Raw genomic sequence first — 18,798 nt, forward strand, 5'->3', positions numbered from 1 at the left:
CTGAGCGGAGCTTGGGAGGCAGGACTTTGAATTCGCGGCAGGAAGGCAGCAACAGGCTGGACGACGCGGCGCGCGCCGGCTGGCTTTATTATGTTGCCGGCAACACGCAGGACCAGATCGCCGCAACGCTCGGCATTTCCAGGCAGACGGCGCAACGGCTGGTGTCGCTGGCGGTGTCGGAAGGGCTGATCAAGGTGCGTGTCGATCATCCGATCGCCAATTGCCTCGACCTCGCCGCACGGCTGAAATCGCGCTTCGCACTCGACCTTGTCGAGGTGGTGCCGAGCGATCCCGCTTCGTCCTCCACCATCATCGGCGTCGCCGAGGCGGCGGCTGCCGAGATCGAGCGGCGGCTCCGGTCGCCGGAGCCGATCGTCATGGCCATCGGTACTGGCCGCACGCTGAAGGCGGCGATAGAGCAATTGCCGCCTATGGAATGCCCGCAACATAAGGTGGTGTCGCTGACCGGCAACATTTCGCCCGACGGTTCGGCCGCCTTCTACAACGTCATCTTCACCATGGCCGACCGGGTCAAGGCGCGCTCCTTCCCGATGCCACTGCCGGTCATCGCCTCCTCGCCGGAGGAACGCGATATGCTGCTCAACCAGCCGATGATCCAGCCGACGCTGGCGCTTGCGGCGGAGGCTGACGTCACCTTCGTCGGCATTGGCGACCTCGGCCCCAAGGCGCCGCTTTACGAGGACGGCTTCATTTCCGAGAGCGAGCTGAAAGCGCTGCAAAAGGCGGGCGGCGTCGCCGAAATCGTCGGCTGGGTGTTCGACCGCGAAGGCCGGATGATCGAGGGCATCACCAATGAACGGGTATCGTCGGCAGCATTGCCGTCGCGCGAAAAATCACTGGTGATCGCGCTCGCCATGGGCGAACGGAAACTGCCGGGCATTCTTGCGGCGGTGAACCGGCGGCTGGTCAACGGCCTCATCACCGACGAGCGAACCGCAACCGCGCTGCTGGCTGGCGCATGACCCCGAACCCTTGGTTCGGAAAGGATCATGCGCGAAAATGGAAATGCAGCGTCCTTTGCGTGTCCGCAGGACACGCGGCGCTGCATCTGATTTCCGATAAGCCCTGGCAAGGCTATTGGCGCCGGCCATATGGGTCGTTGCCATCGAGAAATCCCATGTCGCGTTGCAGATGCGGCGGCAATTCCCTTATGTCGAGATAGGCCCGTTTCCGCGCAACGTGCCGTGCAAATCCGCGTACCAGCCGCGAAAACCAGCCGTGGTCTGGAGTGAGAAGAAGCAGTTTTTCCTGTACCGTGGTCATGATCGTCAGCCTTCGCTATGTCTGGAAGAAAGGGATCGTCGACCACAAATATCGGCCTGACAGTGCTCCGCTGCCAATCAAACGTCGATCACGGCCCATAAGGAGGCCTTATGCCCGAGCTCAACTCACGGCAGATCTCACAGCTCCCGCCGCTCGCCGCGATCCGGGTGTTCGAAGCGGTGGCGCGGCATCTATCCTTCACCAAGGCCGCCGAGGAGCTCGGCATGACGCAGGCGGCGGCGAGCTACCAGATCAAGCTCCTGGAAGAGCGCGTCGGCGCGCCGCTGTTCCTGCGCCGTCCCAAGCAGATCGTGCTGACCGAGGCGGGACAACGCCTGGCGCCCGCGGTCAGCGAGGCGTTCGCCCTGTTGAGTGGAGCCTATGCCGCCGCGCGCAGTGGCGCCGACGGGGTGCTGTGCGTCAGTACATTGCTGACCTTTGCCTCGAACTGGCTGGCGCAGCATCTCGGCTCGTTCCAGGTCGCGCATCCGTCGCTGGCGGTGCGCCTCGATACGTCGAACCGCCTTGTCGATTTCGCCCGTGAGGACATCGATATCGCCATCCGCTCGGGCGGTGGAAACTGGCCGGGCGTCGAGGTGCACAAGCTTTTCAATGCGGACTTCACGCCGATGCTGAGCCCAAAACTCGCGGCGAGCATCGGCGGCGTCAAGGAGCCTGCCGATCTGCTGCGCCTGCCCATCCTCGACCCCGGTGACATCTGGTGGCGGGACTGGTTTATCGCCGCCGGCCTACCGGTCGAGGAACTGGCCAAACGACCCGGCTCCAGCATGGGCGCGCAGGCCTATGAGGCGAACGCCGCGATTGCCGGGCAGGGCGTGGCGATCGTGACGGGGGCGCTTTTCAAGGCCGAGCTTGCCGATGGCCGCCTGATCCAGCCTTTCGATCTGGTCGGCGATGACGGCCATGCCTATTGGCTGGTCTACCCGACGGCGCGGCGCAACGTGCCGAAGATCCGTGCTTTTCGCGATTGGATCCTGGCCGAGATCGCTCGTCAGTAGGCGGGATAGTTTCTTCGGACAGGACGGGTCGCCGGAAGTCCGTTTCGCGGCTGGCAGACCCATTCGAACCGTCTTCCAATGTCCCAAAACGTCCGGCGCAAGGCGTCGTGCTGCAGCTTTGTGCTGCGCTGCAGCAACGAATCCGGCTTGACATAATTAACGGAGAGTGAGTAATTGCCCAAAGCCAAGGCAAATGCTCATCTTGGTTTATGGGAGGAATTTGATGAAACTTCGCACGCTCACCCTGGGCCTGTTGTCGGCCAGCGCCCTTGCATTCGCCGCGCATGCCGAATCCATCACCATCGCCACCGTCAACAATGGCGATATGGTCCGCATGCAGAAGCTGACCGACGACTTCACCAGCAAAAATCCCGACATCCAGCTTCAGTGGGTCACGCTCGAGGAAAACGTCCTGCGCGAGCGCGTCACCACCGACATCGCCACCAAGGGCGGTCAGTATGACGTGATGACCATCGGCACGTACGAAGTTCCGATCTGGGCCAAGCAGAGCTGGCTCTTGCCGCTCGACAAGCTCGGCGACGACTACGACGCCAAGGACATCATCCCGGCCATCGCCGGCGGTCTCTCGGTCGACGGCAAGCTCTATGCCGCGCCCTTCTACGGCGAGAGCTCCTTCGTCATGTACCGCAAGGACCTGATGGAAAAGGCAGGGCTGACCATGCCTGACGCGCCGACCTGGGACTTCATCAAGCAGGCCGCCGACAAGATGACCGATCGCGCCAATGGCGTGAACGGCGTCTGCCTGCGCGGCAAGGCCGGCTGGGGCGAGAACATGGCCTTCCTGACCGCCATGTCGAACTCCTTCGGCGCCCGCTGGTTCGACGAGAACTGGAAGCCGCAATTCGACCAGCCGGAATGGAAGAACACGCTGCAGTTCTACGTCGACCTGATGAAGGCCGACGGTCCGGAAGGCGCCTCGTCCAACGGCTTCAACGAGAATCTGGCGCTGTTCCAGCAGGGCAAATGCGGCATGTGGATTGACGCCACCGTGGCCGCGTCCTTCGTCTCCGACCCGAAGAACTCGACCGTCGCCGACAAGGTCGGCTATGCGCTGGCACCAGACAATGGCCTTGGTAAGCGCGGCAATTGGCTGTGGGCCTGGTCGCTGGCCATTCCCGCCGGCACGCAAAAGGCGGAAGCGGCAGAGAAGTTCGTCGCCTGGGCAACCAGCAAGCACTACGCTGAACTCGTCGCTTCGAAGGAAGGCTGGGCCAACGTTCCGCCCGGAACGCGCTCCTCGCTCTACGCCAATCCCGAGTACCAGAAGGCAGCGCCCTTCGCCAAGATGACGCTGGACTCCATAAACGCCGCCGATCCGACGCATCCGACCGTCAAGCCGGTGCCTTATGTCGGTGTCCAGTTCGTCGCTATCCCCGAATTCCAGGGACTTGGCACCACGGTCGGCCAGCTTTTCTCGGCGGCACTCGCCGGCCAGTCGAGCGTCGACGATGCCTTGAAGCAGGCCCAGGACGCCGCCACCGCGGCGATGACCGAAGGCGGCTATATCCAGTAAGGCTCCTCCCGGTGCCGAAAGCCGGTAGCGCATCATGACCGGTAACGGCCGCCCGAATCCCAGTTCGGGCGGCCACCTTCACCACCTGAAAATTGTGGCTGACCTTTGAAGGGTGACCGTCATGGCTACTCAACAGACCCGTTCGCTTGCCCGTCTCATGATGGCGCCATCCGTGGTGCTGCTGTTCGTCTGGATGATCGTGCCGCTGGCATTCACCCTGTGGTTCTCTTTCCAGCAGTACAATCCGCTCAATCCGATCCGCGATGGGTTCGTCGGCTTCTCCAACTATGCGCTTTTCTATTCCAATCCAGCCTTCCTGCAGTCGATCCTCAACACGCTGACCATCGTCGTCGCCGTGCTCCTGATCACGGTGATCGGCGGCATCCTGCTGGCGCTGCTGATCGACCAGCCGATGTGGGGACAAGGCATCGTGCGCATCCTCGTCATCTCGCCGTTCTTCGTCATGCCGCCGGTGGCTGCATTGGTCTGGAAGAACATGATCATGCATCCGCAATACGGCGTCTTTGCCGACATTGCGCGCTTCTTCGGCGGGCAGCCGATCGACTGGTTCGGGCAATATCCGCTGACCGCGATCATTATCATCGTCGCCTGGCAGTGGCTGCCCTTTGCGACGCTGATCCTGCTGACCTCCCTGCAGTCGCTCGACGGCGAGCAGAAGGAAGCCGCCGAGATGGACGGCGCCGGCTTCGTCAGCCGCTTCATCTATCTGACGCTGCCGCACATGTCGCGCGCCATCACCGTCGTCATCCTGATTCAGACGATCTTCCTGCTGTCGGTCTATGCCGAGATCCTGGTCACCACCAATGGCGGTCCGGGCTACGCTTCGACCAACCTGCCCTTCCTCGTCTACCAGAAGGCGCTGCTCGAGTTCAAAATCGGCCAGGCATCCGCCGGCGGCGTGATCGCCGTCATTCTCGCCAACATCGTTGCCTTCTTCGCCATGCGCGCCGTCGGCAAGAACCTGGACAAATAGGGAGGACAAGATGGCACGTGCAGTCACCACCCAGCACAAGACGTTCGCGACCGCGGCCGCCTGGATCGTCGCCCTGCTGATCTTCTTCCCGATCCTCTATACGGTCATCACCTCGTTCAAGTCGGAACAGGAGGCGATCCAGGGCTTCAACCTGTTCCCGTCGGGAACCATGGAAAGCTATTCCGAGGTCCAGGCGCAGAGCGGCTATTTCAAGTTCTTCCTCAACTCAGTGCTGCTGTCGGTCGGCTCGACCATCCTGGCTTTGCTTGTCGCCATACCGGCGGCATGGTCGATGGCCTTCTCGCCGACCAAGCGCACCAAGGACATCCTGATGTGGATGCTGTCCACCAAGATGATGCCGGCGGTCGCCGTGCTGTTCCCGATCTACCTGATCTTCCGCGACACCGGATTGCTCGACAGCCGCATCGGCCTGATGATCATGCTGATGCTGATCAACCTGCCGATCGTGGTGTGGATGCTCTACACCTACTTCCGCGAAATCCCGGGCGAGATCCTCGAAGCGGCGCGCATGGACGGCGCCTCGCTGTGGAACGAGATCGTCTATGTGCTGACGCCGATGGCGGTGCCGGGCATCGCTTCGACGATGCTCCTCAACATCATCCTGGCCTGGAACGAGGCGTTCTGGACGATCCGGCTGACCACCACCGAAGCAGCGCCGCTCACCGCCTTCATCAGCTCCTTCTCCAGCCCGCAAGGCCTGTTCTGGGCGAAGCTGTCGGCGGCCTCGACGCTGGCGATCGCGCCGATCCTGATCATGGGCTGGTTCAGCCAGAAGCAGTTGGTGCGCGGCCTGACATTCGGTGCCGTGAAATAGGGACGTTGCTCAAAGCATCTGGCGAAAAATAACCCCTCGGGGAGGAAACCATGGGAAACATCACGCTCAAGAACGTCTCCAAGTCCTTCGGGTCGACGGTCATCATCCCGGGCATCGATCTGGTGATCGAGAACGGCGAGTTCGTCGTCTTCGTCGGTCCGTCGGGCTGCGGCAAGTCCACGCTGCTCAGGCTGATCGCCGGGCTCGAGGACACCAGCGGCGGCAATATCGACATCGACGGACGTGACGTGACGGGCGAGGCGCCGGCCAAGCGCAAACTCGCCATGGTGTTCCAGTCCTATGCGCTCTACCCGCACATGACGGTGGCCAAGAACATCGCTTTTCCGCTGAAGATGGCTGGCGAAGACCAGGCGACCATCGACAGGAAGGTGAAGGACGCCGCGCGTGTGCTGAACCTCACCAACTATCTCGATCGCCGCCCCGGCCAGCTCTCCGGCGGCCAGCGCCAGCGCGTTGCTATCGGCCGCGCCATTGTGCGCCAGCCCTCGGCCTTCCTGTTCGACGAGCCTCTGTCCAATCTCGACGCGGCGCTGCGCGGCACCATGCGCCTCGAGATCAGCGAGCTGCATCATCAGCTCAAGACGACGATGATCTACGTCACCCATGATCAGGTCGAGGCGATGACCATGGCCGACAAGATCGTCGTGCTTAATGCCGGCAATATCGAGCAGGTCGGCTCGCCGATGGAGCTCTACAAGACGCCGCGAAACCTGTTCGTCGCCGGTTTCATCGGCTCGCCCAAGATGAACCTGATCGAAGGCGCGCCGGCGGCCAAATATGGCGCCAAAACCGTCGGCATCAGGCCCGAGCACATGAACATCTCGACGACGTCGGGCGACTGGAAAGCCACGGTCGGCGTCGCAGAGCATCTCGGCTCCGACACCTTCCTGCACGTGCAAGCCGACGGCGTCGGGCCATTGACGGTGCGTGCCGACGGCGAACTGGCCGTCCATCACGGCGACACGATCTATCTGACTCCAGACAAGGCGAAGCTGCACCGCTTCGGCGCCGACGGAAAGGCGATGGCGCAGTGAGACTGCAGGGTAAATCGGCGCTGATCACCGGCTCGGCGCGCGGCATCGGCAAGGCCTTCGCCGAAGCCTATGTTCGCGAAGGCGCCACGGTGGCGATTGCCGACATCAATCTCGAAGCCGCGGAAAAGACCGCGTCGGAGATCGGCAAAAATGCCTATGCGGTCAGGCTCGACGTCGCCGACCTGTCCTCGATCGAGGCGGCGGTCAAGGCGGTCGAAACCAGGACCGGCGGGTTGGATATATTGATCAACAATGCCGCGCTTTTCGACCTGGCGCCGATCGTCGAGATCACCAAGGCGAGCTACGAAAAGCTGTTTTCCGTCAATGTCGCCGGCACACTGTTCATGTTGCAAGCGGCAGCCCGTTCGATGATCGCCAGGGGCAAGGGTGGCAAGATCATCAACATGGCGAGCCAGGCCGGCCGGCGCGGCGAGCCTCTGGTCGCCGTTTATTGCGCTACCAAGGCCGCTGTCATTTCGCTCACCCAGTCGGCCGGGCTCGCCCTGATCAAGCACCGCATCAACGTCAACGGCATCGCGCCCGGCGTCGTCGACAGCGACATGTGGGACGAGGTCGATTCGCTGTTCGCCAAATACGAGAACCGGCCGAAGGGCGAGAAGAGGAGGCTGGTCGGCGAAGGCGTGCCTTACGGCCGCATGGGTAAGCCGGAAGACTTGACAGGCATGGCCGTGTTCCTGGCCAGCGACGAGGCTGAATACATTGTCGCCCAGACCTACAATGTCGATGGCGGCCAGTGGATGAGTTGAGGGGGTGAGGGCGCTCTTCTCCCCGTCCCTCCACGAGGAGAAGAGCTGTCCCGCCAAAGGGTAAAAAAGCCGATGACCGTGAAACTTTCTTCGTCAAGCCTCGCCAATCTTCCTGCCAAGGTTGCTGGCCCGAAATACGATCGCGCCGCGCTGAAGGCCGGTATCGTGCATTTCGGCGTCGGCAATTTTCACCGCTCGCATCAGGCGATCTATCTCGACGATCTGTTCAATTCGGGTGCCGGCCATGACTGGGCAATTGTTGGCGCCGGCGTATTCGAAGGCGAGAAGGTCGGCCGCGGCAAGCTCGAGGAGCAGGATTGGCTGACCACCGTCGTCGAGCAGGACTCAGGCCATATGAGCGCCCGCGTCACCGGCGTCATGATCGACTTCCTGATGCCGGGCGATGCCGAGGCGATCATCAAGCAGCTTGCCGATCCGGCAATCAGGATCGTCTCGCTGACCATCACCGAGGGTGGCTATTTCATCGACCCCGCGTCGGGCCTGTTCAATCCTTCCCATCCCGACATCGTCGCCGACGCTCAGCCGGGGGCGACACCGAAGACGGTCTTCGGCATTATCCTTGCCGGCCTGATACGCCGCCGCGACGACGGCATCGTGCCATTCACGGTCATGTCCTGCGACAACATCCCTCACAATGGCCATGTCACGTCCGATGGCGTCATCGGCCTCGCCCGCCTGATCGACGAGGATCTCGCCGACTGGATCAGCCAGAACGTCGCCTTTCCGAACGGCATGGTCGACCGCATCACCCCGGCCACCACCGACCGCGAGCGCGGCATCCTGGCCAGCGAGTTCGGCATTGAGGACAACTGGCCGGTGTTCTGCGAGCCGTTCCGGCAATGGGTGCTGGAGGACCATTTCACCGAGGGAAGGCCGCCGCTGGAAAAGGTCGGCGTGCAGTTCGTTGCGGATGTCGCGCCCTATGAGCTGATGAAGATCCGTATCCTCAATGGCGGCCATGCAACCATTGCCTATCCGGCCGGGCTGATGGACATCCATTTCGTCCACGAGGCGATGCAGGAACCGTTGGTGCGCGGCTTTCTCGCCAAGCTGGAACATGACGAGATCATCCCGACAGTGCCGCCGGTGCCGAACACGAAGCTGGAAGATTACTACCAGCTCATCGAGAGCCGCTTCTCCAACCCGAAGATCGGCGACACCATCAGGCGGCTTTGTCTCGACGGCTCCAACCGCCAGCCAAAATTCATCATTCCGACCATCGCCGACCGGCTGAAAGCGGGAAAAAGCGTAACCGGTCTCGCGCTGGAATCGGCTCTGTGGTGCCGTTATTGCTTCGGCACGACGGATAGCGGCGCCGTCATCGAGCCCAACGATCCGAGCTGGGACCGGCTGCAGACGACGGCAAAAGCAGCGAAGGATGCGCCGGCCGCCTGGCTTGCCATGGAGGATATCTATGGCGATGTCGGCCGCTCGGCGCCTTTTGCCGAGGCTTTCGCGCGTGCGCTCAAACTGCTTTGGGCGAATGGCACGCGTGCGACGCTGACCCAATATCTCGCCGGCGAGCTCTGAGATCGCCACTGCGATGACGCCCGAGCTGGTCATCTTCGACTGTGACGGCGTGCTGGTCGACAGCGAGGCGCTGTCGGTCGCCGCACTGCTCGGCATGATCGCCCTCGCCGGCGGCACGATCGGCGAGGATGCCGCCTATGAGCATTTCCTTGGCAAGAGCATGAAGAGTGTCCGCGAAATCCTTAGTCGCGACTTCGGGCTCGACATCACCGACGGGCATCTCTCCGCGATGCGCGTCGAGCTGATGCGCAAATTTCGCGAGGAGCTGAAGCCGATCCCTGGCGTCAACGAGGTGCTGCCGAGGCTCGGCGTGCCATACTGCGTTGCTTCCTCCGGCACGCTCGACCGCATCCGCTACGCACTCGATGTCACCGGGCTGCTCGAGCTCATGGAGCCGCATCTGTTCAGCGCCGCCATGGTGGCGCGCGGCAAACCCGCACCCGACCTCTTCCTCCACGCTGCAGCCAGCATGCGGGCACATCCGAGGAACTGCCTCGTCATCGAAGACAGTCCGGCCGGCATCGCGGCGGCGCGGTCGGCGGGCATGCGCGTGTTTGCCTTCACCGGCGGCTCGCATGCCGGCAACCCGGCTTTGAAAGCGCGGCTTGCGTCGAGTGAGCCGGACTTTATATTCGCTGACATGCTGCAATTGCCCGATCTGATTGCAGGCCTGGGAGCGAGAGTAAAAGCATCTTGACCAATAGTTTCGTTTGCGCGGTCGACGTCGGCACCGGGAGCGCCCGTGCGGGCATTCTCGACGTCAAAGGCACCTTGCTCGGCCGCGCCGAGCATCCGATCGCCATGAACCAGCCCAAGGCCGATCACGCCGAGCACAATTCTGAAGATATCTGGTCGGCGGTCTGTACTGCCGTACGCGCCGCGCGCGAAAAGTCGGGCGTGGCAGCGAAGGACATTGTCGGCATCTCCTTCGATGCCACCTGTTCGCTTGTCGTGCGGGACAGGGACGGCGGCCAGCTCAGCGTCTCGGTGTCAGGCGAAAGGCGCTGGGACACCATCGTCTGGCTCGACCACCGCGCCATTGCCGAAGCCGATGAATGCACTGCAAGCGGCCATGCCGTGCTCGACTATATCGGCGGCGTCATGTCGCCCGAAATGGCAACGCCGAAACTGATGTGGGTGAAGCGCAATCTGCCCGGCACATGGAATGAAGCCGGCTATCTGTTCGACCTTGCCGATTTCCTGACTTGGAAAGCAACCGGCTCGCTGGCGCGCTCGCAATGCACGCTGACCGCCAAATGGACCTACCTGGCGCATGAGGAGACCGGCTGGCGGCGCGACTTCTTCAAAACGGTCGGACTGGGCGATCTCTTCGAACACGGCAATTTGCCGGAGAAGGCAAGTCCGGTCGGCGCCGATATCGGCTCGCTGAGCGCCGAAGCCGCGGCGGAGCTTGGCCTGACCGAAAAGTGCCGCGTCGGCGCCGGCGTCATCGACGCCTATGCCGGCGCGCTCGGCGTTCTCGGCGGCTTCGCCGGCGATGACAAGAATATCGGCCGGCACCTGGCATTGATCGCCGGCACGTCGAGCTGCGTCATGGCGATGTCGCCCGATCCGCAGCCCTTCGCCGGCGTCTGGGGTCCGTATTATGGCGCGGCCCTTCCCGGCCTATGGCTGTCGGAAGGCGGCCAGTCGGCCACCGGCGCGCTGCTCGACCACATCATCCGCTGGCATGGCGCCGGCGGCGAGCCGGACGCCGCCATGCATGCCAGGATCGCCCGGCGTGTCGCCGAACTGCGCGCCGCCGATGGCGAGAACCTGGCGGGAAGGCTGCATGTGCTGCCGGATTTCCACGGCAACCGCTCGCCGCTCGCCGATCCGCATGCCGTCGGCGTCATCAGCGGGCTGACGCTCGATTCCTCTTTCGACAGCCTGTGCAAGCTCTATTGGCGCACCGCCGTCGGCATCGCGCTTGGCGTGCGCCATGTGCTGGAGGCGCTGAATGAGAACGGTTATCTGATCGACACGCTGCATGTCACCGGCGGCCACACCAAGAACCCGCTGTTGATGGAGTTATATGCGGACGCGACCGGCTGCACGGTGGTCGAGCCGCTGGCCGACGAAGCGGTGCTGCTCGGCACCGGCATGGTGGCGGCCACCGCCGCCGGACTTTTTCCCGGTCTGAATGCCGCCTGCGTCGCCATGCAGCAGGGCGGCAAGAAGCGAGCGTCGAACCCAGCCGCCGCCGGCCAGTTCGACCGCGACTACCATGTATTCCTCGAGATGCACCGGCAGAGGCGGGCGCTGGACGAGGTCAGGTAGTTTCGCCGCTATCTCTGGTTCCAGCGCCGGACGATCGGTTCGCCAAGGTCGTGCTCGTAGCCAAGCACGCTTATGCTGGCGGTATCCAGGACAAAGAGGGCGCCGTGTTGCGGCGGCAGGCCGAGCCAGCGCGCCGCCAGCACCCGCAGGAAATGCGCGCTTGAAAACACCAGGACATTGCCGTTGACGGCACGCAGCTTGCTGACGATCCGGTCCGCCCTCGCGCCCACATCCTGCGCCATCTCGCCGTTCGGACAGCCGTCGCGAAAAAGCCGCCAGCCGGGACGCTCGGCGAGGATCTGCTTCGTGGTCAGCCCTTCGTAGGCGCCGTAGTCCCATTCCGCCAGATCAGGCTTTTTCAGGCCAGCCGAACCGAAGCCGGCCAGCGCACAGGTCCTGAAGGCGCGCTGTGACGGGCTCGACCACACGGCCCGGAACGACAGGCTCTGCAGGCGCTCAGCGACCCGGCGGGCGGCCTCCTCGCCGGCAGGGGTCAACGGTATGTCGGTCCGCCCCGTGTGCTTTCCGGATGCGCTCCATTCGGTCTCCCCGTGCCGGACCAGAGTGATTTCCGCAAACGCGCTCATCCGCATGCCTTTCGATGGCAGTTTCCGGCAGAACTGCCGGTGGCGCAAACCATAGCGGCTTCCGCAGCGCCGCCAAGTGCGAGTTTGAATACCACGCAGCTTGCTGGCTTAACCTTTGCCGAGACCAGCCTCTTGCCATAGCTGCCCATTTCGTGGACAAGCCGTGCCGTAATGCGGAATCCGGGCCGACCATGGCCACTTTCCGCGCTGAGACGCGGCTTCCGGCTTTCGGCCGATGCGCCGCAATCGGATAGGCGAAACAATGTCTGCGGTAGAAGCCGGCGCTCGCGCGCCGGAAAATCTTTGGCGTCAGGAAATCAGGGCGATGCTGGCGCTCGCCTGGCCGATGGTGCTGACCAATCTCGGCCAGACCGCCATGACCGCCACCGACGTCATGATGATGGGCCGGCTGGGGCCGGACACGCTGGCCAGCGGCGCGCTCGGCGCCAACCTCTATTTCATGCCGATGATCTTCGGGCTCGGCCTGATGCTGGCGACCTCGCCGATGATGGCGACCGAGCTCGGCCGCCGCCGCCATTCCGTGCGTGACCTGCGCCGCACCGTGCGGCAGGGCCTGTGGCTGGCGATCCTCATCTCGATCCCGATCTTCATCTTTCTCTGGTACGGCGAGCCAATTCTGCTGGCCATGGGCCAGGAGCCAGCGTTGGCGCATCAGGCCGGCATCTATCTGCGCTGGCTGGAATGGGCGGTGCTGCCTTTCTATGGCTATATCGTGCTGCGCTCGTTCATCTCGGCGCTGGAGCGGCCGGGCTGGGCGCTGATCATTGTCTTCGTCGCTGTCGTCTTTAACGCCCTGTTCAATTGGGTGTTCATGTTCGGCAATCTCGGCGTGCCGGCGATGGGCATTGCCGGCTCGGGCCTCGCCACCTCGCTGTCCAGCACGCTGATGTTCGCCGGCATGGCGGCGGTGCTGATGCTGGAGCCGAAGTTTCGCCGCTACCGTCTGTTCGGGCGCTTCTGGCGGGCCGACTGGCCGCGCTTCAAGGGGTTGCTGCGGCTCGGCCTGCCGATTGCCGGCATCCTTGCCTTCGAGGTGACGATCTTCAATGCGGCGGCTCTGCTCATGGGTCTGATCGACGCGGATTCGCTGGCAGCACACGCCATCGCCATCCAGATCGCCTCGATCTCCTTCATGGTGCCGCTTGGCCTCAACCAGGCCGCCACGGTGCGGGTCGGGCTTGCCCATGGCGCCGGCAATCCGGAAGGTGTTTCCCGTGCCGGCTGGACCGCCTTTGTCATCGGCGTGTCCTTCATGGCGCTGATGGGGTTGGTGATGATCCTGTGGCCGCATCTCTTGATCAGCGCCTTCATCGATCTCGGCAATCCGGCCAACGCCAGAGTGATCGCACTTGCCGTGTCGTTCCTGGCCTTTGCAGCACTTTTCCAGATTTTCGACGGCGCCCAAGCGGTTGCTTCTGGCATGCTGCGCGGCCTGCACGACACCAAGGTGCCGATGATCTACGCCGCGATCGGCTATTGGGGCGTCGGGCTGCCGCTTGGCGTGCTGCTGGCGTTCCATTTCGGCTTCAATGGCGTCGGCATCTGGATCGGTCTGTCGTCGGGACTGGCGGTGGTGGCGGCGCTGCTCATGGCCCGCTGGCTGCGACGCGACCGCATCGCGCCGCCGCTCGCCTTCGGCCATTGATGGCCGGTACCCCCTCGTAGAGCCTTGGTCGGCGAAGGAGGGTGGGTCGTGATGCCTATGGATATTTCGTCTGATTTGCAATCGCGTCCTGGGCGCTCGAATCGCCCTGCAGCTCCTTCGGCAGTGGCAGACCTGAGCACTGCAAGTGTACCTCGCGGGCGAACAACTTTCGTTGCTTCTGCTCGTGCTCCTTGATGGCTGCCACGAGCCCTAGTGAGTAGGGGCCAAGCAAGACGCCGAAGCCCCACCCCGGATGCTCTTTTTCGCGAGCGTCGTAGTCAGAAGCCGCCATGCGAGCTTGCTGGCATTCCGGCGACAGCCATTTCGGGTCCTGCTGCGAAAGCGACGTTTCGTACTCGACCGGAGAGGTCACGCATCCAGCCAATGTCGCGGTCAACGCGACCAGCATTGCAATTCTCATCCCGAAGCCTTTTAAGTATTTGTTTTTACGCAATTCCCTAGGGAAAGCGCTACGCGCTTTTCCCGGGAAAACCGTTACACACTTTTCCTGGAATTGCTCCAGAACATCGTGGAAAGTACACAGAACTCTTCGTCCCACAAGGCGCTAGCTCCGATGAGGCAGCCGGAAACACGGTTGTCGTTATCAATCGTTCTTTATAACGCAGAACCGGACTATCCCGAATGACTGCTGACCATTAACCGCCGAGACAGCTTCCTAGTTTGCAGCCGCGCGCCGTTCGAGCGAGCGAGCGTACTGCGTCAGTGGAAAGCACATGACGAAGAAGATCAAGGCGACCAGCCCGTAGACCTTGAACGGCTCGAAGGTCGCGTTGTTGATCGCGTTGGAGGTTCTCACCAACTCCTCGAAGCCGATGATCGAGGTTAGCGCCGTCGACTTGATCAGCTGCACCAGGAAGCCGACGGTCGGCGCGCGGGTGATCGAAAACGCCTGCGGCAGGATGATCAGCCTCAACTCCTGAAGATAGTGAAGGCCGAGGCTGGCGCCGGCGTCCCACTGGCCGCGCGGCAGCGCATCGACGCCGCTGCGCCAGATCTCGGCCAGATAGGCGCTGGCGAATAAGGTCAGGCCAAGTGCTGCCGCCGTCCACGGCTCGATGCGAAGCCCAAGCATCGGCAGGCCGAAGAACATCAGGAAGAGCTGCATCAGGAGCGGCGTTCCCTGGAACAGCGCGATGTAGCCCGAGGCAATGCGCCGGCTCCATTTATTCTTGGCTATGCGGAAGAACAGCACGACCAAGCCGACCACGCCGCCGCCGACGAAGGCGGCCAGCGACAGAAGCACTGTCCAGCGCGCTGCCAGCAGCAGGTTGCGCAAAATGTCCCAGAAGGTGAATTCGATCATGACACGCCGGCTCCGAGAACCCGGCGCCCGCCTGACACCAGCAGCCGGCGCAGCCCCATTGACAAGACGAGATAGACAATCGTCACCACCAGATAGGTCTCGAAGGCGCGGAAGGTGCGCGCCTGCAGCATGTCGGCCTCATAGGTCAGTTCACGCACCGCGATCTGCGACACGACGGCCGATTCCAGCATCATGATGATGATCTGGCTGGTCAGCGCCGGATAGATCACCTTCAGCGCCTGCGGCAGCACGATCTTGATAAACACCTGGCGTGGCCTGAGCCCAAGCGCCAGCGCTGCCTCCGTCTGTCCGCGCGGCACCGCGTCCAGCCCGGCGCCGACGATCTCGATCGTGTAGGCCGCCATGTTGAGCGTCATCGCCAGCATGGCGGCCAGGATCGGATCGAGCCTTATGCCGATGCTGGGCAGCCCGAAGAAGATGAAGAAGAGCTGCACCAGGAACGGCGTGTTTCGCATCACCTCGACATAGACGCCGATTGCCCGCTTGAGCAGCATGGGGCCGTTTCGCCGCCCCGCCGCGCCGAGGATGCTGAGGAACGTGCCCGCTAGCGTGGTCACGACGATCAACAGGATCGTCGTGACCGCACCGCGCGCAATCGCGCCCGTCGCGTCGGCAAGCCAGCCGAAGTCTAGGCCATAGCCCATCGCAATGGTCCTGTCGCTCTGGAGCATGATCCCCAAAACAGAGCCCCATCCCGATTCCATCGGGATGGAACAGGCTCTGGAGATCAATCCTTGAGGTTGTCGGGATTGAGCGGCGTCTTGAGCCAGGCCTTCGAGCTCTCATCCAGCTTGCCGTCGGCCAGCATCTTGGCGACGGCGTCGTTGACCGCCTGCTTCAGCCGGTCCTCGTTCTTGTTGAGGCCAATATGCGAGGGCGAGGTCAGCAGCTGGAATTTCTGCTCCGGCTTCAGCGCCTCCTGGCGAGCAAGCACCTGGGCGCCGACATCGTTACCGACGACCATCAGCTGGGTCTGGCCGGAGATGAAAGCCTGGATGACGGAATTGTAGTTGTCGAAGCGGCGGATGTCGGCTGAAGATGGTGCAGCCTCGGTCAGCGAAGTATCCTCAAGCGTGCCGCGGTTAACGGCGATCGACTTGTCGGCAAGGTCCTCCTTGCCTTTGACCGCAAGTGCGGCCGGACCGATGACGGCGATGTAGTAGGGCGCGTAAGCAGCGGCGAAATCGATCACCTGCTCGCGCTCCTTGGAGTAGCCGACACTCATCAGTATGTCGACGCGCTTGTCGGTGAGATACGGGATGCGGTTCTGGCCGGTGACGCTGACCAAATTGAGCTTCACCTTCAGGGAATCGGCGATTGCCTGCGCGACGTCGACGTCATAGCCCTTGATGCTCATATCGGCGCTGGCCGAGGAGAAGGGCGGAAAGTCCGAGAAGATGCCGACATTGATGGCGCCAGCCTTGGTGATGTCGTCGACCGCGTCGGCGTTGGCCTGAGTGGTGAAACCAAAGCCGGCGAGCATCAGCGCGGCGGCGATGGATGATTTGAGCTTTATGTGAAGTGTCATTGTCGTTCCCCTGCTGGAAGCTTGTTTTGTTGAGTATGGCCGCCGGCTCCAGCGCGGCGGCCATCTTCGATTTGTCAGTGGGTCAGGCGCGCTTGCCGGTGATTGCCGGGCTGAACACCATCAGGCTGAGGATTTCGAACAGCACCTGCGCCCCGGCATGTGCCGTGTTGGTGGTCGCGTCATATTGCGGCGCCACCTCGACGACGTCACCGCCGACGATGTTGAGGCCCTTGAGGCCGCGCAGCAGTTCGAGCACTTCGCGCGTCGTCAGGCCGCCGACTTCCGGTGTGCCGGTCCCCGGCGCAAAGGCCGGATCGAGGCTGTCGACGTCGAAGGAGACATAGGTCGGACCGTCGCCCACGATCTTGCGCGCCTTCTCGATGATGGCGGGGACGCCGAGGCCGGTCACCTCTTCGGCATGCACCACGGTCATGCCGGATTCATAGGTGAACTCCCACAGATATTCGGCTGAGCCGCGGATGCCGATCTGGATGGTGCGGGTCGGGTCAAGCACGCCGTCCAGCACCGCGTTGCGGAACGGCCCGCCATGGTGGAACTTGGTCATGTCGAACAACCCGCTGGTGTCGCAATGGGCGTCGATATGGATCATGCCGACCGGCGCCTTCTTGCCGACCGCCTTCAGGATCGGATGGCTGATCGAATGATCTCCGCCGACTGACAACGGAATTACGCCGGCATCGACGATCTGGTTGGTGCGGCGCTCGATATCGTCATGGCTGGTCTCCAGTCGGTAGCGGCTCTGGAAAGGCGTGTCGCCGATGTCGGCCACCCGAAGCTCATGCGTCGGTGCGCATTCCAGCACATGATTGTAGGGGCCGATGCGCTCGATTGAGCGCAGCGCCCTCGGTCCGAAGCGCGAGCCCGGCCGGTTGGTGACGCCGAGATCCATCGGCACGCCGATCATCGCCACCTGCAGGTCGCCAAAATCCGGATTGTCGGCGGCGATTTGCCGGTAGGGCGCGGCGAGGAAGGTCGGGATACCGGAATAGGGCGCCAGCCGCGTGCCGCTCTTGGAAAAGATCTTGTCGGCGACCTTGCGGAATTTCGGGTCGAACATCTCGCCGCCATGGCTTTCGCCATATTTGCGACGCAACGCTTCGAGCTTGCCGCTATTATAACCCATGTCCGCTTCTCCTCGATGGCTGGTCTAGTGCGACCATCGGCGACGCTCGGCGATGACCGTCATCCGACCGAGACGCTGTCCCGCTGGCTGCCTGCAGATGTCACGTCTTGATGTTATTGCAGGCAAAGTGTCTGGCAGCCGCATTGAAAAATCAATTGATATTGTTAGGGTGTCGATTGTGAGAAAATCTCACAGTGGATCCGGCTATCCATGGCCAAACGTTTGCCTCCGTTAAATCCGCTGCGTGCCTTCGAGGCGACGGCCCGCCACGCCTCATTGACCAAGGCAGCCGCCGAGCTCAACGTCACCCATGGCGCCATCAGTCATCAGATCAAGGCGCTCGAACGATCGCTCGGCGTCAGGCTGTTCGAACGCACGGGACAGCGGGTGAAGCTGACACCGCACGGTGCCGAACTTTTGCCGGCGGTGTCGACCGCTTTCGACGGCATAGCCGCCGCCACACAGCGCATGACCAGGCCGGCCAGCGCCGGCACGCTCTCGGTGTCCTGTGTGCCGGCGCTGCTCTTGCTCTGGATGACGCCGCGGCTGGGCAGCTTCATGGCGCAATATCCTGATATCAGGCTGACGCTGATCCCCTCCAATGACGCCAGGGACATCCGCGCGCCTGAAATCGACGTCTGCGTGCACTATGGCGATGGCAGCTGGACCGATTGCTGGATGCGCAAATGGTCGGGCCTCGAACTGTTCCCGGTGGTCAGCCCGACGCTGATCAACAACCGGCCGATCCGCACCGTGCGCGATCTCGCCGACCACGTCTTCCTGCATGGCGACGACGGCCGCGAGTGGCACACCTGGCTGGCGGCCGCCGACGGGCTGGATCTGGAGCGCGGCCGCCGCCACCATCTCGGCGACGCCCGCACGGCAACCGAAGCTGCAGTCCACGGCCATGGCGTGGCGTTAGGCGATTCCGTCACCGCCAGCACGCTGCTTGCCAGAGGACTGCTGGTCGCGCCGTTCAGCCTGTCGGTGCCGGCGGTCGATGATTTCTACGTCGTCTGCCGCAACGAGATGCGCTCGACGCCGATCGTGCAATTGTTCATCGACTGGCTATTCGCCGAGAAGGAGCAGGCCGACAGCCGCGCCGACGCACCGGTGGCGGGCCGCATAGGCATCCGCCGCAAGCGCCCGGCGCTCAGGGTCATCGGCGCCAAACCGGCCTAGTGAGGCCGCTTCGGATGAAACGCAGTG

Annotated in this window: 19 protein-coding genes; 12 read left to right on the forward strand and 7 right to left on the reverse strand. The window is 63.0% G+C overall.

Going from position 1 to position 18,798, the window contains the following annotated elements:
- The first annotated feature begins 26 nt into the window (after positions 1 to 26).
- Positions 27 to 983, forward strand: a complete 957-nt coding sequence (locus OHD62_RS02080; protein WP_263780569.1) for a sugar-binding transcriptional regulator — start codon at positions 27 to 29, stop codon at positions 981 to 983.
- 112 nt (positions 984 to 1,095) lie between these two features.
- Here OHD62_RS02080 and OHD62_RS02085 read toward each other — a convergent pair whose 3' ends face one another.
- Positions 1,096 to 1,284, reverse strand: coding sequence for a hypothetical protein (locus OHD62_RS02085; protein WP_263780570.1), 189 nt, complete (start codon positions 1,282 to 1,284; stop codon positions 1,096 to 1,098).
- 110 nt (positions 1,285 to 1,394) lie between these two features.
- Here OHD62_RS02085 and gcvA (OHD62_RS02090) point away from each other — a divergent pair, with 110 nt between their 5' ends.
- From gcvA (OHD62_RS02090) to OHD62_RS02130, 9 genes are all read left to right on the forward strand, one after another.
- Positions 1,395 to 2,303 (forward strand): transcriptional regulator GcvA, encoded by a 909-nt coding sequence (gene gcvA / locus OHD62_RS02090; RefSeq protein ID WP_263780571.1) that lies wholly within the window; start codon positions 1,395 to 1,397, stop codon positions 2,301 to 2,303.
- Between the two features lie 223 nt (positions 2,304 to 2,526).
- Positions 2,527 to 3,837, forward strand: a complete 1,311-nt coding sequence (locus tag OHD62_RS02095) for an ABC transporter substrate-binding protein (protein ID WP_263780572.1) — start codon at positions 2,527 to 2,529, stop codon at positions 3,835 to 3,837.
- Between the two features lie 121 nt (positions 3,838 to 3,958).
- Positions 3,959 to 4,831, forward strand: a complete 873-nt coding sequence (locus OHD62_RS02100; RefSeq protein ID WP_263780573.1) for a carbohydrate ABC transporter permease — start codon at positions 3,959 to 3,961, stop codon at positions 4,829 to 4,831.
- A gap of 10 nt (positions 4,832 to 4,841) precedes the next feature.
- Positions 4,842 to 5,666: a carbohydrate ABC transporter permease gene (locus OHD62_RS02105; protein ID WP_263780574.1), complete on the forward strand. Its 825-nt coding sequence runs from the start codon at positions 4,842 to 4,844 to the stop codon at positions 5,664 to 5,666.
- 50 nt (positions 5,667 to 5,716) lie between these two features.
- A complete protein-coding gene (locus tag OHD62_RS02110; RefSeq protein WP_263780575.1) occupies positions 5,717 to 6,721 on the forward strand; it encodes an ABC transporter ATP-binding protein in 1,005 nt (334 codons plus the stop codon).
- Positions 6,718 to 7,488, forward strand: coding sequence for an L-iditol 2-dehydrogenase (locus OHD62_RS02115; RefSeq protein ID WP_263780576.1), 771 nt, complete (start codon positions 6,718 to 6,720; stop codon positions 7,486 to 7,488). The genes OHD62_RS02110 and OHD62_RS02115 overlap by 4 nt, the downstream gene beginning before the upstream one ends.
- 72 nt (positions 7,489 to 7,560) lie before the next feature.
- Positions 7,561 to 9,039, forward strand: a complete 1,479-nt coding sequence (locus OHD62_RS02120) for a mannitol dehydrogenase family protein (protein ID WP_263780577.1) — start codon at positions 7,561 to 7,563, stop codon at positions 9,037 to 9,039.
- A gap of 13 nt (positions 9,040 to 9,052) precedes the next feature.
- A complete protein-coding gene (locus OHD62_RS02125; RefSeq protein ID WP_263780578.1) occupies positions 9,053 to 9,736 on the forward strand; it encodes an HAD family hydrolase in 684 nt (227 codons plus the stop codon).
- A complete protein-coding gene (locus OHD62_RS02130) occupies positions 9,733 to 11,319 on the forward strand; it encodes an FGGY-family carbohydrate kinase (RefSeq protein ID WP_263780579.1) in 1,587 nt (528 codons plus the stop codon). The genes OHD62_RS02125 and OHD62_RS02130 overlap by 4 nt, the downstream gene beginning before the upstream one ends.
- A gap of 8 nt (positions 11,320 to 11,327) precedes the next feature.
- On the opposite strand, the gene OHD62_RS02135 is transcribed toward OHD62_RS02130, so the two are convergent.
- Complete coding sequence (locus tag OHD62_RS02135) at positions 11,328 to 11,906, reverse strand: histidine phosphatase family protein (protein ID WP_263780580.1); 579 nt, start codon at positions 11,904 to 11,906, stop codon at positions 11,328 to 11,330.
- 262 nt (positions 11,907 to 12,168) lie between these two features.
- On the opposite strand from OHD62_RS02135, the gene OHD62_RS02140 reads away from it, so the two are divergent.
- A complete protein-coding gene (locus OHD62_RS02140) occupies positions 12,169 to 13,572 on the forward strand; it encodes an MATE family efflux transporter (protein WP_263780581.1) in 1,404 nt (467 codons plus the stop codon).
- A 55-nt stretch (positions 13,573 to 13,627) separates the two neighbouring features.
- Here the strand turns inward: OHD62_RS02140 and OHD62_RS02145 are convergent, their stop codons facing one another.
- The 5 genes from OHD62_RS02145 to speB all read right to left on the reverse strand — a co-directional run bounded on the left by OHD62_RS02145 (position 13,628) and on the right by speB (position 17,589).
- Entirely contained in the window at positions 13,628 to 13,993 is a 366-nt protein-coding gene (locus OHD62_RS02145) for a hypothetical protein (RefSeq protein WP_263782266.1), read from the reverse strand.
- A 255-nt stretch (positions 13,994 to 14,248) separates the two neighbouring features.
- Positions 14,249 to 14,896 carry an amino acid ABC transporter permease gene (locus OHD62_RS02150; protein WP_263780582.1) on the reverse strand — a complete coding sequence of 216 codons (648 nt, stop codon included), beginning with the start codon at positions 14,894 to 14,896 and terminating at the stop codon, positions 14,249 to 14,251.
- Positions 14,893 to 15,561 carry an amino acid ABC transporter permease gene (locus tag OHD62_RS02155; RefSeq protein WP_263782267.1) on the reverse strand — a complete coding sequence of 223 codons (669 nt, stop codon included), beginning with the start codon at positions 15,559 to 15,561 and terminating at the stop codon, positions 14,893 to 14,895. The genes OHD62_RS02150 and OHD62_RS02155 overlap by 4 nt, the downstream gene beginning before the upstream one ends.
- Before the next feature lie 83 nt (positions 15,562 to 15,644).
- Positions 15,645 to 16,445 carry a transporter substrate-binding domain-containing protein gene (locus OHD62_RS02160; protein WP_263780583.1) on the reverse strand — a complete coding sequence of 267 codons (801 nt, stop codon included), beginning with the start codon at positions 16,443 to 16,445 and terminating at the stop codon, positions 15,645 to 15,647.
- Between the two features lie 82 nt (positions 16,446 to 16,527).
- Positions 16,528 to 17,589, reverse strand: coding sequence for an agmatinase (gene speB, locus OHD62_RS02165; protein WP_263780584.1), 1,062 nt, complete (start codon positions 17,587 to 17,589; stop codon positions 16,528 to 16,530).
- A 210-nt stretch (positions 17,590 to 17,799) separates the two neighbouring features.
- Here speB and gcvA (OHD62_RS02170) point away from each other — a divergent pair, with 210 nt between their 5' ends.
- Positions 17,800 to 18,771, forward strand: coding sequence for a transcriptional regulator GcvA (gene gcvA / locus OHD62_RS02170; RefSeq protein WP_263780585.1), 972 nt, complete (start codon positions 17,800 to 17,802; stop codon positions 18,769 to 18,771).
- The last annotated feature ends 27 nt before the right edge of the window (positions 18,772 to 18,798 follow it).

The sequence above is a fragment of the Mesorhizobium sp. YC-39 genome (assembly GCF_025753795.1).
Classification (GTDB): domain Bacteria; phylum Pseudomonadota; class Alphaproteobacteria; order Rhizobiales; family Rhizobiaceae; genus Mesorhizobium.

Coding starts and splice junctions, on each gene's coding strand:
- speB (WP_263780584.1), bottom strand. CDS start 17,589: ATGGGTTATAATAGCGGCAAGCTCGAAGCGTTGCGTCGCAAATATGGC.
- OHD62_RS02120 (WP_263780577.1), top strand. CDS start 7,561: ATGACCGTGAAACTTTCTTCGTCAAGCCTCGCCAATCTTCCTGCCAAG.
- gcvA (WP_263780585.1), top strand. CDS start 17,800: ATGGCCAAACGTTTGCCTCCGTTAAATCCGCTGCGTGCCTTCGAGGCG.
- OHD62_RS02085 (WP_263780570.1), bottom strand. CDS start 1,284: ATGACCACGGTACAGGAAAAACTGCTTCTTCTCACTCCAGACCACGGC.
- OHD62_RS02100 (WP_263780573.1), top strand. CDS start 3,959: ATGGCTACTCAACAGACCCGTTCGCTTGCCCGTCTCATGATGGCGCCA.
- gcvA (WP_263780571.1), top strand. CDS start 1,395: ATGCCCGAGCTCAACTCACGGCAGATCTCACAGCTCCCGCCGCTCGCC.
- OHD62_RS02150 (WP_263780582.1), bottom strand. CDS start 14,896: ATGATCGAATTCACCTTCTGGGACATTTTGCGCAACCTGCTGCTGGCA.
- OHD62_RS02110 (WP_263780575.1), top strand. CDS start 5,717: ATGGGAAACATCACGCTCAAGAACGTCTCCAAGTCCTTCGGGTCGACG.
- OHD62_RS02105 (WP_263780574.1), top strand. CDS start 4,842: ATGGCACGTGCAGTCACCACCCAGCACAAGACGTTCGCGACCGCGGCC.
- OHD62_RS02155 (WP_263782267.1), bottom strand. CDS start 15,561: ATGGGCTATGGCCTAGACTTCGGCTGGCTTGCCGACGCGACGGGCGCG.
- OHD62_RS02160 (WP_263780583.1), bottom strand. CDS start 16,445: ATGACACTTCACATAAAGCTCAAATCATCCATCGCCGCCGCGCTGATG.
- OHD62_RS02125 (WP_263780578.1), top strand. CDS start 9,053: ATGACGCCCGAGCTGGTCATCTTCGACTGTGACGGCGTGCTGGTCGAC.
- OHD62_RS02140 (WP_263780581.1), top strand. CDS start 12,169: ATGTCTGCGGTAGAAGCCGGCGCTCGCGCGCCGGAAAATCTTTGGCGT.
- OHD62_RS02145 (WP_263782266.1), bottom strand. CDS start 13,993: ATGAGAATTGCAATGCTGGTCGCGTTGACCGCGACATTGGCTGGATGC.
- OHD62_RS02095 (WP_263780572.1), top strand. CDS start 2,527: ATGAAACTTCGCACGCTCACCCTGGGCCTGTTGTCGGCCAGCGCCCTT.
- OHD62_RS02135 (WP_263780580.1), bottom strand. CDS start 11,906: ATGAGCGCGTTTGCGGAAATCACTCTGGTCCGGCACGGGGAGACCGAA.